Below are 14,757 nucleotides of genomic sequence, written 5' to 3'. Positions count from 1 at the left end.
ACGGCTCGGGCCGCCCCGTCGCAGGATGCGAGCGACTGCACTAAACCCTTAATTTTTTATTCATGAAATCCCTTTTGACCCTTTTTTGTACCTGTTTTTGGGCGTTTGCAGGGATTTTTGCCCAAAATCGCCCTGTTTTATACCCTGAACCGACTTCCGTTCAATACGAACAAGGCGAACTGTTGTTGCAAAATCTCACACTTTATGTAGCGCCGACGGCTTCCAAAGACCTTGTTTTCGCCCTGAACGAACTCAAACAAACGATTCGGGAGCGGAGCGGAAAAGCGCTCAAAATGACCCATGCGGCCAATACGGCGAACATTCGTTTTACGGTCAAAACACCCGGACGGGAATTGCCCGAAACCAACGAAGCGCAGGTGGGAAGCACGCGTGAACACTATTCAATTTCCATTAATAACAAAGGCTTGGAAATCAACTCTCAAACCTCAACGGGTCTGTATTACGCCGTTCAGACGATTCGTCAGTTGATTCAGGGTTCGGGGGCCAAAGCGGCTTTGCCGTTTGTGACGATTCAAGACCAACCTCAGTTAGCTTTTCGGGGCGTGATGATGGATTTTGCGCACGGTGGTTTGTTGACCGTAGAAGAAATCAAAAAACAGATTGACTTTTTGGCGCGTTGGAAAACCAACCAATATTATTTCTACAACGAAGTCAGCATTGAGCTGGAGGGCTATGCTACGCTCAATTACAAGGCAAGCTACACCCAAGACCAAATCAAAAGCATCATTGCCTACGCTCGCGAGCGGCACATCGACGTCATTCCGTTTGTGAATTTTTACGGGCATTTGCACGAACTGATTCGAAACGAAAAATACGCCTCTCTGGCCATTGGGCGCTACGGGCACGAGCTTGACCCGCGCAATGCTGGTGTGCAGACGTTGCTCAAAAATTGGATAAAACAATATACCGCGTTGTTCAAAAGCCCATTTATTCACGTGGGTTTTGATGAAACTTGGGAAACCAAACGTTTAAACAGCACCGGCGAAATGTCTTTGAATCCCGAAGCGCTATTTATTCAGCAACTGACGTTTGTAAGCGACGAACTCAAGCAATACGGTAAAACGCTCATGGCGTGGACGGACATGAATTCGTTTTACCCCGAAATCATGAAGAAATTTCCTGCGGAGGTCATTCCTGTCATTTGGCAATATTCGCCCGATTCGGCGGCTACGTATCATTATTTGAATCCCGTTCTGAAAGAAAAGAAGCCTTTTTTTATTCAACCTGCCGTTTCGGGTTGGGGACATATTTATCCCGAAGCCGATTATACTTACGACAACATTGATTTGTGTTTACGAGCTGGCTTGCGCCATAAAACACTAGGCTTTATCACCTCTGTTTGGACAGATTCGGTTGAGCCGTTTGTACGCTCGTCGTGGATGTTTATGGCCTACGGCTGCATTTCTGCGTGGCAGGGAAAATCTCCTGATAAAAAGGCGTTTGCCCGAAACTACGCGCCGGTGATGTATCCTAATGCTGGCAAAGAAATGGGTGATGCCTTTGATAATATCGCTAACTCGGTCGAATATTTGAAGAAATGCCTAGGAAAAAACACCCAAAGTATGCCGCGCGGCACGTTGGTAGAAGCCTGGTCAAATCCTTTTTCTGCGTACTATTTGGCCAATACCGAAGCACACGCGGCAGAGTTTAGGGAAGTTAGAAAATATAGTGAAGAGGCGCAGGCCAATTTGATAGCTGCTCTAAAAAAAGCCTCCAAATCTGACAGCGCTTTTATCAATTCATTGCTGGTGTCGGCGCGGCTCATTAATTATTCGGCCACGCGATTTATTTGGGCCAAAGCCATCGTTGACCGTTGGAATTATGCCATGCTCGTCAAAAAAAAGGAAGATTACGTCATCTATGATTTGACGTATCCATGTCACAGTTTATTGGTGGATGCGATGGACGAAACTGGAGAACTAAAACAAATTTACGCTCAAACGTGGCTTTCGGAATATATGCCCTATCGACTGAACTCTATTTTGGGGCGGTTTGATGTGGAATATAGTCTTTGGCGAAAACTGCATCTCAAAGTGGTGGATTTTCAGATTCAACGAAAAAAAGAAGAACCTGTACAGTCATTTGAAGCAATGTTTAAACCCGATTTTTAGGAAATGAACAACATAGAATTTATTAGCCCCATCAACGGTGATATGCTCCATTCGTATGATGGTTTGGTGAAAAAGGGAGCCTTGCAAACCATTGTAAAGGTCAAAGCACCTTTGCAGCATTTGATTGTGATTAACGGCGTAGAAGCAAGAGAACAAGAAGGTGTTTTTGAAGCAGAAATCGTCCTTACTGAATACAGGAATTTAGTGGAAGTTCAAAACAGAACCACGGGCGAAAGCCAACAAATAACGGTTTTTTGGTTACCCAATTTCGCAGGTCACTACCGCCTTTCGATTGACGATAATATTTGGTTTTTGCGCGATATTCACCAAAACTCAGCCCACTACAATTCTATTTTTGATAACGAGTATTTAAGTTTTTTGAAGCAGGTTCACGATGCCTACGGTACCAAAATCCACCTGAATCTTTTTTACGAAACAGACGGTTTTAACCTGTCGCAACTAACTGATAAATATAAATCTGAATGGACCTCCAATGCTGATTGGCTTCGTTTGAGCTTTCACGCACGCGGTGAGTTTCCCGATATGCCCTACCGCACGGCAGGGTATGAACAAGTGGCCGAAGATTGCGAATTGGTCAAAAACGAGATTCGGCGCTTTGCGGGCGAGGCCGTGATGGGGCCTGTCACTACGCTGCATTGGGGCGAAGCCACCGTTGAAGGCTCCCGGGCTTTACGTGATGCGGGTTATGTGGGGCAATTGGGTTATTTTAACGTAGATGATGGTCTGTTCGCGGTGTCGTATTATTTAACAGTGGAGCAGCGCCGCCAATTGAAAAAGCGCTTTGTATGGCACGATACGCAGGAAGGAATTACGTTTATCCGTAGCAGTATTGTGATTGATAAAAAAGAGCTGCCCGAAATTGTACCGCACCTCGACAATTACGCCAATCTGCCCTCAGGCTTGCCGCCGTACGTTGATTTTTTGGTGCACGAGCAATATTTCTATCCGTTTTACGAAGCCTATCAACCCGATTTCCGTGACCGCATCCTCACCTGCGTTCAATGGGCTACCCAAAAAGGCTACCAACCTGCATTTTTAGGAGATTGTATTTTTTGAAAAATGACTCTATAAAGTTACCACAGAACCCAATAAAATCTCTGATTTTTTAAATTTCCAGCCTTCTCGTGAAACGCCTTGTAATTTCGGATAAAGCGCAACGCGCCCGAAATTACAGAGCGTTGAAGGAGAAGGCGAGGCCCGGCGGCGGGGCCACCCAGGCCGGGAGCGACCTGCAAAGTTTCAAACTCAATGTAGGGCATACACAGAAGAAGGATAAACCGCTAGAAACATGGAAAACAACCGCAGAAATTTCTTAAAAACAGCAAGCGCAACAGGTTTAGGGCTTCTTGCTTCCAATCCTTTTGCCGCTTACGCCAATACCCCCGAAGAAATGGCGCAAGTTTACGAACAAGCCAATCGTACCCGCGTCCAAAAATTCAACATGAGCGGCTACGCCGCTCCCAAACTCGACAAAGTGCGCATCGGATTCATCGGGTTGGGCAATCGCGGCATGGGGGCCGTGGAGCGGATGAACAAAATCGAAGGCGTAGAAATCAAAGCCCTCTGCGATCTTCGCGCCGAAAAAGTCAATGCCGCTAAAAAGTTGGTGGAAGCCTCGGGGCATCGCCCCGAAACCTACATAGGCAGTCCTGAAATCTGGAAAAAATTGGCTGAGCGCACCGACCTTGACCTGATTTATATCCTCACGCCTTGGGCGTTTCATACCCCAATGGCCGTATTTTCGATGGAACATGGCAAGCACGTATGCGTGGAGGTTCCTGCCGCCAAAACCATTGAAGAAGCTTGGCAACTGGTCGAAACATCCGAGCGGACGAAGAAGCATTGCATGATGGTCGAAAACTGCTGCTACGATTTTTCAGAATTGCTCACGCTCAATTTGGCGCGTAACGGTTTCTTTGGAGAAATTGTCCACGGTGAGGCCGCCTATATCCACAATTTGCAGGAGTACATATTCTCAAAAACACATTTCTATCAATTGTGGGAACTTCACGAGATGTATCAGCGCAAAGGAAACCTATACCCAACCCACGGTTTGGGACCGATTTGTCAGGTGATGAACATCAATCGCGGCGATAAAATGGAGTATCTTACGTCGATGTCGAGCAGTGATTTTGTATTGGGCAATTTAGCCAAAGAACTTGCCGCTAAGGATGATTTTTACAAACCTTACGTGGACAAGCAATTCAACGGAAACATGAGTACGACGACCATCAAGACCCATAAAGGTAAAACCATTATGGTGCAGTACGATGTGTCGTCGCCACGACCTTATTCACGGATTCAATTGGTAAGCGGTACCAAAGCCGTGGGCTTGAAATACCCCGAACCTGCCCGGTATTCAACCGGACATGAATGGATGAGCGCCGAAGAATACAAAGCCTTGGAGCAAAAATACCTGCCGCCCATCGTGAAAAAAATGGGCGAAATCGCCAAAAACGTCGGCGGGCACGGCGGCATGGATTTTCTGATGGACTGGCGCACGATTGACTGCCTTCGCAACGGCCTCCCACTCGACCAAGACGTCTACGATGCAGCATTGTGGAGCTGTATTGCACCTTTGAGTGGATGGTCGGTCGCCCACCGTTCCAATTCCATTGATGTACCCGACTTTACGGGCGGCTCGTGGAAAAACAACGCGCCCGTTGATATTTCGATGACCAAAGGAGGTACCACAAAAGCGAAAGTTTGAGGAATGACCCCGAAAAGGATTTTGCCTTGACTTTTTGAATTTTATATGGCATTTTGCGTTTATTATTCTGTAAAATCAGTTGAAAAACCTAAAATCTCCTACATCACATGGCAAATCCAACCTTATCGGAAAAATCATTTATAAAAGCCGCGCGGGAAGGTGTTGGGCAGGGCCCAATGACCGTACAGGGTACCGTCAATAAAATCATCCTGATGGGGGCGCTTGTACTCGCCTTCGCGTTGGGCAGCTGGTTTTTGTTTGCTTCCAATCCAGCATTGATTATGCCTTTGGCCATTGGCGGAGCCATTGCGGGCTTTGTGATAGCGTTAATTCTGGCTTTTAAACAACACCTGGCCCCAACGCTTGCTCCCTTGTATGCAGTAGTGGAAGGGGTTTTTGTGGGTGCAACTACGCTTGTTTTTGAAAGTATGTATCCAGGCATTGGCCTATCGGCGGTGTTGCTCACGTTTGCGATATTGGCAGGAATGGTTGGTTTGTACAAAGCGGGTGTGATTCGCGCCACGCCTACATTTAAGCGGACTATCTTGGCGGCTACGGCAGGAGTTGCCATCTTTTATTTGGTCGCAATGGTATTGCGGATGTTCAGTATTGAAATGCCCCTTATCTACGACAATGGTTGGTTTGGTATTGGCTTTTCGCTTTTTGTGGTGGGTTTAGCCGCTTTTAATTTAGTATTGGACCTCGACATGATTGAGCAAGGAGCCGAACACGGTGCTCCCAAATACATGGAATGGTATTGTGCTTTCGGCATGATTGTGACCATTGTATGGCTGTACATCGAAGTACTGAGATTATTAGCTAAGCTTTCTAGCCGCGATTAAAGAAACATATTTTAATTCCCTTTTTTCAAAGACGTCGGACGTAACTGTCTGGCGTCTTTTTTTTGGTGGCGTCTGATTTTTTTAAATGTAGCGGCTACATTGAGGTATATACGTGCATTTGTGAGAAATTATAGGAATAATTATATTTTTTGTTGTTTAATAAAAAGTAAATAAGTTTTAAACAAAATAATAAGTATTTGAGCTAAAATATTTAAGTAGTTTAATTAGGTATTTTTGAAAATAAAAAGTTTATTATTTTGTATAAATAAATTTATTTAAAATAATATTTGGAATAAAGGTGCAATAAATCTAAAATTGCATCTTTATTACTGCCAAGTAAGAAAAGCTCCTCGCTCTTTAAAATTAAGTTTTATTCGAAAATGGCCGCAAACTATTAAGAATATTCAATGGCATAAATCTGAAAAGAAATGTGCTGTTTAAATTGGAAAAATACAAATATTGCCCAATAACTTAATATCCATTAACCATGAGGAAGTTTTTTACCACAACCTGTTTAGTGGCCTCTATGCTTGTCTCTTTAGCGAGCTATGCCCAAGATCGACTGTTGAAAGGCCGTGTCCTTTCCAAAGACGGTTCAAGCCTACCCGGCGCCAGTATCGTCATCAAAGGTTCCGACCGCGGAACGAGCGCAAATTCAACGGGAGATTTCTCCATATCGGGCCCTCCTAACGCCGTTTTGGTCGTTTCGTTTATCGGCTACAAGCCGCAAGAAATTGCTACGGGCAATCAAACAACTTTTGATATTTCGTTGGATGAAGATGCCTCTATTCTGAGTGAAGTTGTCGTAACCGCTTTGGGAATTACCCGCGAGAAAAAAGCCTTGGGCTATTCGGTTCAGGAAGTAAGTGGCAAACAAATGACGCAAGCGCGTACCACCAACTTCGTAAATGCGCTTTCGGGGAAAATCGCTGGGGTGCAGGTCACTGGCTCCAACGGCGCGCCGGGTGCTTCTTCTCGGATTCTGATTCGGGGCGCAAGTTCGATCGGGAGCAACAACCAGCCTTTGTTTGTGGTTGATGGGATTCCTATTGATAATGGTAACTATGGCTCAGGAACGGGCGTAGACTACGGCAATGGCGCGGCATCTATCAACCCCGACGACATTGAAAACGTAAGCGTTCTGAAAGGGCCAAGCGCGGCGGCTTTATACGGCTCACGAGGGGCGAATGGCGTTATTTTGATTACGACCAAAAGCGGTAAAGGCTCGAAAGGCATTGGTGTTTCGGTCAATTCAAACACCGCATTTGACAGCCCTTTCCGTTTGCCTGAGTGGCAAAATGAATATGGACAAGGCAACAAAGGCCTGTTCTCATTTGTGGATGGAACGGGAAAAGGAGTAAACGACGGTGTAGATGAAAGCTGGGGCCCAAAAATGGACGGCCGACTTTTGCCGCAATTTGACTCGCCGATTGCCGCCGACGGTACTCGTACTCCAACGCCTTTTATTCCGCATCCTGACAACGTCAATCAATTCTTCCAAACAGGTAAGACTTTCACCAACAACATTGCCATTACGGGTGGAAACGAAAAAGGTGATTTTCGTCTTTCATATACTGACTTGAACCAAACGGGGATTTTGCCCAACACCGACTACAAGCGCCGCACGGTATCGCTGAACGCGGGTTGGAATCTGACCAAAAAATTGAGCATTCGGGCAACGGGTAACTACGTAGTAGATGGTAGCGACAATCGTACGAACTGGGGCCTTTATTTTATCTGGTTCGGCCGTCAGGTGGACATGGAAAAATTGCAGAATTATCAGGCACTGGGCAGCATTTATCAATACAACTGGAACTACAACTACTGGACCAACCCGTATTATGTGTTGAACCTGAGTACCAAATACAACAAGCGTGACCGCGTGTATGGCAACTTAGCCGCTACGTATAAATTTAACGATTGGCTGACGCTGACGGCACGCTCAGGAACCGACGTATACATTGACCGTCGTAAAACCAAAAATGCCGCGCGGATTGATAACCTCAACGGCTCTAAACAGTACGATAGCTACAACGAAGAGCAAATTTTTATTCGCGAATCTAACTCTGACGTTCTGTTGACCGCTACGCATAAATTCGGTGAGTTTGACGTAGCCGCCAACTTTGGTGCCAACCACCGAAGCAATTATTATCAACGCAACTACATGGGTGCTACGGAGTTGGCAATTCCTCGTGTGTGGAACTTGGGTAACTCGCGCCAAGCCAAAGTTGCCGAAAACTCGTTTACCGAAAAACAAGTAAACAGCGTATACGCGGCCGCCAACATCGGTTTTAGAAATTACCTCTTTTTGGATTTAACGGCTCGTAACGACTGGTCGAGTGCCTTGCCTTCCGATAACCGTTCGTACTTTTATCCTTCGGGGTCGTTGAGTGCGGTATTGACCGATATGTTTAATATCAAGTCTACGGTATTATCATTTGCCAAAGTACGGGCGGGGATAGCCCGCGTAGGAAACGACACCGATGCTTACCGTTTGATTCAGGCATACAAGTACGAAAACCCGTGGGGCAGCACACCTTCATTGTCGGAAAACAACGCCATGTTGAACGCAAATTTAAAGCCAGAGTTGACCAATTCGTATGAGATTGGTGCAGAGGTAAAACTGTGGCGTAACCGTGTTGGATTGGACGTAACTTACTATGACAAACAATCTTTCAACCAGATTCTTGACGTAAATATTTCGCAATCGACGGGCTTCAATTCTAAACTTTTGAACGCGGGTAAATTGCAAAACAAAGGTATTGAGATTCAACTGAGCGCCACTCCTGTAAAAGCGGGGCCGTTTCAGTGGGACATTGCGGTCAACTGGGCGCGTAATCAGAATAAAGTCATTGAATTGGCCGAAGGCTTGACTACCTATACTTTAGGAACGGTGCGGGGAATGAGCATCGAAGCGCGGGTAGGACAGCCATACGGAACTTTCTTTGGGCAAGGTTTTGCTCGTGATCCAAGCGGAAATATCATTTACGATAAGAGCGGTTATCCTACCTTAAATCCTACCCGTCGCATTTTGGGGAATTTCACCCCTAAGTGGATTGGTGGTTTCCAGAATACTTTCACTTACAAAAATGTTTCTTTGAGTACCCTGATTGATGTCAAACAGGGCGGAGATATTTTCTCGCAATCGGTAAACATCGGCCGCTATACGGGTGTATTGGCCGAAACGGTACTGGGCCGTGAAGGAGGTATTGTTGGAGAGGGAGTTGTAAACACGGGAACTGCTACGGAGCCAGTATTCGTACCCAATACCACGCGGATTTCTTCGGAAGAATGGCACCACAAATACTACGCGCTGACCAACAACGAAGGAACCATTTTTGACGGAAGTTTTGTGAAACTGAGAGAAGTAAAACTGACTTATGTGATTAGTGGTCAGGTGTTTAAAAAACTCCCATTCCGTGATATTTCGCTCTCGGTGGTGGGTAGAAACTTACTTTTGTTGCACAGCAATGTGCCGCATATCGACCCCGAAACCAGTTTTTATAACGATGGAAACCTTCAAGGAATTGAGAACGGACAGGTTCCAACCACCCGCAGCGTTGGCTTCAACATCAGTTTTAATCTGTAACGAGTTGTTTCAGACTTGGAAAGTCTACAAACTTTCCAAGTCTTGTTAATTCCGTTCTAATAAATCTCAAAATGAACATTCACATGAAAAATATATTTCACTCTTTTCGCTATAAAGCCCTCACGGCCGCACTGATGCTCAGCGTTACGGCGTGTACGGATAAATTTGATGAAATCAATACCAACCCCAATGCGCCTTCGGTGGCCACAGCCGACTTGTTTTTGCCGCACGGTATCCAAAGTGCCGTTGATGCCTATTGGGGCGGGTCGTTGGGAATGGATATTGGCAATTTGATTCCCCAATATTGGGCGCGTATCCAATACACCGACATCGACCAGTATTCGATTTCCAGCGATGTGTACAGCAACGCTTGGCAAACCTTCCACGTGGAGGCGTTGCCCGATTATCAGCGGATTTATAAACTAGGCGTTGATACAAAAAATCCTAACTATCAGGCAGTAGCCATGATTATGCGCTCTTGGGTTTATTCGTTGTTGACCGATATTTACGGAGATATTCCTTATACGCAGTCACTTCAAGGATTAGAAGGTGTTTTACAACCCAAATACGATACCCAAAAGGAAGTATACGCAGGTATCATCAAGGAGTTGAAAGTGGCCAATGACATGATTGACGCCGTCGACAAATCCAAAGCCATTGCGGGCGATATTCTTTTTGCCAATAACCTGACTCGCTGGAAGAAATTTGCTAATTCGTTGAGTTTGCGGCTGCTTAACCGGATGCTAAGTAAAGCCGATGCCGCAATGGACGTAAAAACCGAAATCGCCCGTATCTTGGGTGACCCCACCAAATACCCAGTCATTGAATCTAATGCCGACAACATTCAACTTAATTATTTGGATGCCACCAACAATAACAACCCCATCAATCAAAACCGAAAAACCCGCGACGACCACCGCGTGAGTGCTACAATTGTGAATAAATTGGCGGCCATGAAAGATGTACGTTTGGGCGTGTATGCCGACAGGCCCGCCGATGGTGGTGATTATAAAGGCGTTCCGAATGGCCTTTCCAATGCCGATGCCAACGCGTTAGGCCTTTCTAAAACCTCTAAAGTAGGCGCTTATTTTGTGAGTGCCACCGCTCCGGGTGTTATCTTGAGTTACTCAGAATTACTGTTTATCAAAGCCGAAATGGCTTACAAAGGAATTGCGGCGGCGGGCGATGTCGCGGCCAATTATACCAATGCCATTACGGCTTCGCATACGCAGTATAAACTGACGGTTGGGGCTGATTATTTGGCGGCCAATGCGTTGAAAACGGGCGCAGACGGGTATACGCAAATCATGGAACAAAAATGGATTGCTTTGTTTGGACAAGGAATTGAATCTTGGACGGAGTTTCGTCGCACGGGAATTCCTGCTTTGAAGCCTGCGGTTATTAACGTAAACGGAGGTGTGATTCCAACGCGTTTGCCGTACCCAGGTTCTGAGGAGTCGTTGAACTACACTAACTTTAGTGCTGCGCTTAAGCAGCAAGGAGGAGCAAACGACATGAAGTTGAAGCTCTGGATTGCAAAATAACTTAACTCCTTATTCAACAACAAGGCTTTAGCTGTGGAGTTTCATGGGTAAAGCCTTGTTGTTTAGGTTTTTGTAATAAATCGTTATACTATACCAATCATGCTAATGAAAACCACGCTTCGGTCTACACTCATTTCCTGTTTTGCGCTCACGGCGTTGTCGATGACAGCGCAAGACGATGCCGCCTTGCTGAAAAAAGCGAAGAAAATTCACGAGAAAGCTTTTACCGTAGATACCCACGCCGACACGCCTATGTTGCTCTCTCGCGGTGGGTTTGACATTACCAAAGACAACGACGCCCGCACCACCAACAGCAAAGTAGACTATCCGCGCATGAAACGCGGCGGATTGGATGCTATTTTTTTTGCTGTCTATTTAGGACAAGGACCGCGTACGCCCGAAGCGCACGAAGCGGCCAAAAAACGCGCTTTGGGGATTTTTGATGCGGTCAATACCACGTTGAAACAAACGAGCGAATTGGCCGAACTCGCCACCACGCCCGAAGATGCCTACCGCATTGGAAAAACAGGCAAACGGGTGATTTTTATCGGGGTAGAAAATGGCTACGCCATGGGCCATGATTTACCAATGTTGCAGAAATTTTATGATTTGGGTGCGCGCTACATGACGCTTTGCCATTCAAGCAACAACGATATTTGCGATTCTTCCACTGACCCCAAAGGCGCCGAATACCAAGGTTTAAGCCCATTGGGAGAGCAAGTGGTCAAAGAAATGAACCGTTTGGGTATGATTATCGACGTGTCGCATGTGTCAGACTCTACGTTTTATGACGTGATTCGGCAGTCAAAAGTGCCTGTTGTGGCAACACATTCGGGGGCAAAGGCCATCTGCAATCACCCACGTAACCTCACCGACGATATGCTCAAAGCTTTGGCTAAAAATGGCGGGGTGATTCAATTAAACTTGCTGAGCGATTATATCAAGACCATTCCGCCAAGCCCCGAAAGAGAAGGTGCGCTGAAAGAATTGTACGCAAAATATAGCATCAAAGACCGTCGGGGAATGATGACGCTGCCAGAGGCGGAGCAACAAAAAGCGCGGGCTGATTTTATGGAATTGAATAAAAAATACCCGATTCAGTTGGCTACTGTCAAAGACGCCATTGATCACATTGATCACATCGTGAAGCTAATCGGCATTGACCACGTGGGTATGGGGGCCGATTTTGACGGCGGCGGCGCGTTGGCAGATTGCTTTGATGTAAGCCAATACGAAAACATGACCATCGAATTGGTGCGCCGGGGCTATTCTAAAAAAGACATTGAAAAAATCTGGAGTGGTAATTTCTTTCGCGTGATGAAGGCCGTTGAAAAAGGAAAAACGCGCGAATTAAGTCTCAAATAAGCATAAACTGATTAAAATCTGATACCTTTAACCGTTAATTTACACTCACAACAATCTGAAACGAAAAGAGTCGAGCACTTGCCCGACTCTTTTTTATGGAATTTGGCTCAACACTTGGCAAGTCTCATCTCATTGTGTTAAGCTTAAAATGTCTCACAATGACGATTTTTTTATCTCAAATGTAAGCGTTTTACTGCCTGCTAAACCATTTTCAGTTATACCCTGAATGACTGCTTTGTACGTACCTGGTTGGTCGGATGAATAGAAATTGAGCGATTGCTTACCCTGAGCATCTGTGATGACCTGCGGTGCCCAAAACAATAGATTCCTGAAATCAGGCGTGCGGCTTTTCAGTTGTTCGGGGGTGTCATAGACGGGCGCATAAAATGTTTTTTTCCCCTGAACGCCTTCGTACGACTGCACCAAGGCCCGTGGGTCGAGCGGAAAGCCCGCCAAATCTCCTTTATAGGTAGAAAAGCTCACAATGCCCGAAAACGCCATTGGGCCTAAGTAATAAAGCCCACTAATTACTTCCAGTTTTTTGATTTTTAGCGGGTCAAACGCCATGATTTTGTCGGTATCAAATACGGGCACGCCGTCAACCAGCATGAGTGGGTCTTCTTCAAAAAAAACGCTTGGTTGCAGTTTATCAAAGACTAAAAAGTAGAATTTGCCGCGACGTTTGCGAACGCCCACACCTGGTACATATTCCCGCAAAACCTCTTCTACCGTCGGAAAACGGGTAAAAGCATCTAGGAAATACTTCTCGTCGGGGACGCCGTAAAAAGCCAGCGTGTCGGTTTCTCCCGTTGTGGTTTGCAGAGCAGATTTGGGCAAAAACGCGTTTTGAGCCTGCATATTGATGCTTCTGGTCAGCAAGTGGTTTTTCCAACCAGCATCAAAAGCAAACGGAGGGAGCGAATACGACGAGATTTTATCGGAAAAAGGACTATTGATTTCGATGCGGTAGGTGCTGTCGTACTGGGTGTTGGTTTGGACAATGATTTCTTTTGGCCCGAAAAAGTGTTTCACTTCATACGAAATCCGACCAGCGGTGTCGCTGCGCGATACAAACAGTTGAGGTCGCTTGCTTGGGGCGGCAAGATACGTGGCAACATACGGGGCGGGTAAGCCCGTTTGGGCATGTACAACCTTGCCTGAAATAAAATGTCCACCGTGCTCAGGGAGGTAGTTATAGATTGCTTTCTTATCAATATCTTCCCAGTTGAACCGACGCCATCCGTGGGTAATCATCAGGTTATCAAGAGCTTGGTCAACTTCCTGTCCTGAATTTATAAAATAATAGGAGGGCGACTCAACGGTTCCTTTCAGGTCGGAGGTCAGGGCCAGGTACGTATCAATCAGGAGCGGGTCTTCGGTGGGGAGGGAGTCTGCCAAAAACACTGAAACCGACAAATCGGCCACGGTGGGCGTGTTTGACTTGAGGGAAGACGTGAGTTCAAGATTGATTTTTTCGCGGGTATTGTACTGCTTTTTATCGGTTTGGGCCGTCAGCATGAGGGATTGCGTGGGGCGCTTAAAATAAAGTCGCTCGCAAACGGGTTTTTGGTTTGCGTCAAAAATCGTAATGGCCGTAATGCCGTCTCCTAAGGTGTTTTTAGGAAGCGTAAAGGTGGCTTTGCCACTGGTAAGAGCCTTCTTTTCTGTCACTTTAGGAACAGATTTGGTATGCGCCAAGAGGTAAACTTCCGAAGCGCTAGTTTGGGTAGGTGCCGAAACTGTGACTTCCAGCGCCAACGTCGATTCTTTGACCTGCATCACATAGCCCTGCGTTTTGACGGTTGGTAGAGTATACGTAAACCATTGTCTTTTTGCATCATAGAGCAGTACTCGGTAGGCTTCGCCTTCTTTGGGCGTAAAGGAAAAAGTGCCGATTCCGAACTTCAAAGGTTCAAAATGAGCAACCGTATCATTTTGTTGATTGACGATACTTCCCTTGAATTTTATGCCTTTGCCATCTTGACCCACGGCCCGAAAGGCTACATTGCTTTCCAGCCCCTGTACCAGATTCCCACCTTCGGGAAACAACTGCAAATCGTAAGCCAGCGTGGGTTTCGAAGGGGACGAAAGGCTAGGTTTGCTGAACGGATTAACGATGCTGATGGTGGTTTCAAAATAGAAATCGGGACTAAAATTTTTCATCCAGTGGGTATAACTACGCACCGAATACTGCCCACTTGCGATAAAAGGCGGAATAAAAACCGAGCCGAAACCTTTGCCGCCGTCCAATGCAATTTTTGTTTGTAACACAGGGTTATGGTCGCGGTCGAGTACTTCCAGATAGGCTACTTTGCTCATATCCAACGGAGTATGCAACGAAGCATCCAGACAAAAAGTCTTAAACCATATCGTTTCGCCTACCAAATACAGCGGTCGGTCGAGGTGGACAAACACTTTTTCCTGCACGGCCTGTTGGTTATGTTGAACAAGCCGCTGAGATAATGATTTGCTTTGTCCAACGCCAAGGGTGGGAGTCAAAAGACTCATCCAAAGTGCTGTTTTTTTTAAGAATGAAAATGGATTCATGGAGGCG

General features: G+C 46.1%; 9 protein-coding genes. 8 read left to right on the top strand and 1 reads right to left on the bottom strand.

Translation table 11 applies throughout. The features are described 5' to 3' along the window. The first annotated feature begins 62 nt into the window (after window positions 1-62). The 8 genes from NCI00_RS17095 to NCI00_RS17060 all read left to right on the top strand — a co-directional run bounded on the left by NCI00_RS17095 (window position 63) and on the right by NCI00_RS17060 (window position 12,203). On the top strand, window positions 63-2,132 hold the full coding sequence (locus tag NCI00_RS17095) for a beta-N-acetylhexosaminidase (RefSeq protein ID WP_253529502.1): 2,070 nt from the start codon (window positions 63-65) through the stop codon (window positions 2,130-2,132). 3 nt (window positions 2,133-2,135) lie between these two features. Continuing rightward, on the top strand, window positions 2,136-3,209 hold the full coding sequence (locus tag NCI00_RS17090) for a hypothetical protein (RefSeq protein WP_253529501.1): 1,074 nt from the start codon (window positions 2,136-2,138) through the stop codon (window positions 3,207-3,209). Window positions 3,210-3,277: 68 nt separating this feature from the next. After that, the gene (locus tag NCI00_RS17085; RefSeq protein ID WP_253529500.1) at window positions 3,278-3,469 is read left to right on the top strand and encodes a hypothetical protein; all 192 of its coding nucleotides are present in this window, start codon (window positions 3,278-3,280) and stop codon (window positions 3,467-3,469) included. Then, window positions 3,442-4,863, top strand: coding sequence for a Gfo/Idh/MocA family protein (locus NCI00_RS17080; protein ID WP_253529499.1), 1,422 nt, complete (start codon window positions 3,442-3,444; stop codon window positions 4,861-4,863). The genes NCI00_RS17085 and NCI00_RS17080 overlap by 28 nt, the downstream gene beginning before the upstream one ends. A gap of 107 nt (window positions 4,864-4,970) precedes the next feature. Then, on the top strand, window positions 4,971-5,705 hold the full coding sequence (locus tag NCI00_RS17075; protein ID WP_253529498.1) for a Bax inhibitor-1/YccA family protein: 735 nt from the start codon (window positions 4,971-4,973) through the stop codon (window positions 5,703-5,705). Between the two features lie 487 nt (window positions 5,706-6,192). After that, entirely contained in the window at window positions 6,193-9,294 is a 3,102-nt protein-coding gene (locus NCI00_RS17070) for a SusC/RagA family TonB-linked outer membrane protein (protein WP_253529497.1), read from the top strand. Between the two features lie 83 nt (window positions 9,295-9,377). Beyond that, complete coding sequence (locus NCI00_RS17065; RefSeq protein WP_253529495.1) at window positions 9,378-10,838, top strand: SusD/RagB family nutrient-binding outer membrane lipoprotein; 1,461 nt, start codon at window positions 9,378-9,380, stop codon at window positions 10,836-10,838. Between the two features lie 105 nt (window positions 10,839-10,943). Then, window positions 10,944-12,203, top strand: coding sequence for a dipeptidase (locus NCI00_RS17060; protein ID WP_253529492.1), 1,260 nt, complete (start codon window positions 10,944-10,946; stop codon window positions 12,201-12,203). Window positions 12,204-12,356: 153 nt separating this feature from the next. Here the strand turns inward: NCI00_RS17060 and NCI00_RS17055 are convergent, their stop codons facing one another. Continuing rightward, complete coding sequence (locus NCI00_RS17055) at window positions 12,357-14,750, bottom strand: hypothetical protein (RefSeq protein ID WP_253529489.1); 2,394 nt, start codon at window positions 14,748-14,750, stop codon at window positions 12,357-12,359. Window positions 14,751-14,757 lie beyond the last annotated feature (7 nt).

This window comes from Runella salmonicolor (genome assembly GCF_024158025.1).
GTDB classification, from domain to species: domain Bacteria; phylum Bacteroidota; class Bacteroidia; order Cytophagales; family Spirosomataceae; genus Runella; species Runella salmonicolor.
This window is presented reverse-complemented; position numbering and strand designations above follow the sequence as displayed.

Coding starts and splice junctions, on each gene's coding strand:
- NCI00_RS17095 (WP_253529502.1), top strand. CDS start 63: ATGAAATCCCTTTTGACCCTTTTTTGTACCTGTTTTTGGGCGTTTGCA.
- NCI00_RS17090 (WP_253529501.1), top strand. CDS start 2,136: ATGAACAACATAGAATTTATTAGCCCCATCAACGGTGATATGCTCCAT.
- NCI00_RS17080 (WP_253529499.1), top strand. CDS start 3,442: ATGGAAAACAACCGCAGAAATTTCTTAAAAACAGCAAGCGCAACAGGT.
- NCI00_RS17075 (WP_253529498.1), top strand. CDS start 4,971: ATGGCAAATCCAACCTTATCGGAAAAATCATTTATAAAAGCCGCGCGG.
- NCI00_RS17070 (WP_253529497.1), top strand. CDS start 6,193: ATGAGGAAGTTTTTTACCACAACCTGTTTAGTGGCCTCTATGCTTGTC.
- NCI00_RS17065 (WP_253529495.1), top strand. CDS start 9,378: ATGAAAAATATATTTCACTCTTTTCGCTATAAAGCCCTCACGGCCGCA.
- NCI00_RS17060 (WP_253529492.1), top strand. CDS start 10,944: ATGAAAACCACGCTTCGGTCTACACTCATTTCCTGTTTTGCGCTCACG.
- NCI00_RS17055 (WP_253529489.1), bottom strand. CDS start 14,750: ATGAATCCATTTTCATTCTTAAAAAAAACAGCACTTTGGATGAGTCTT.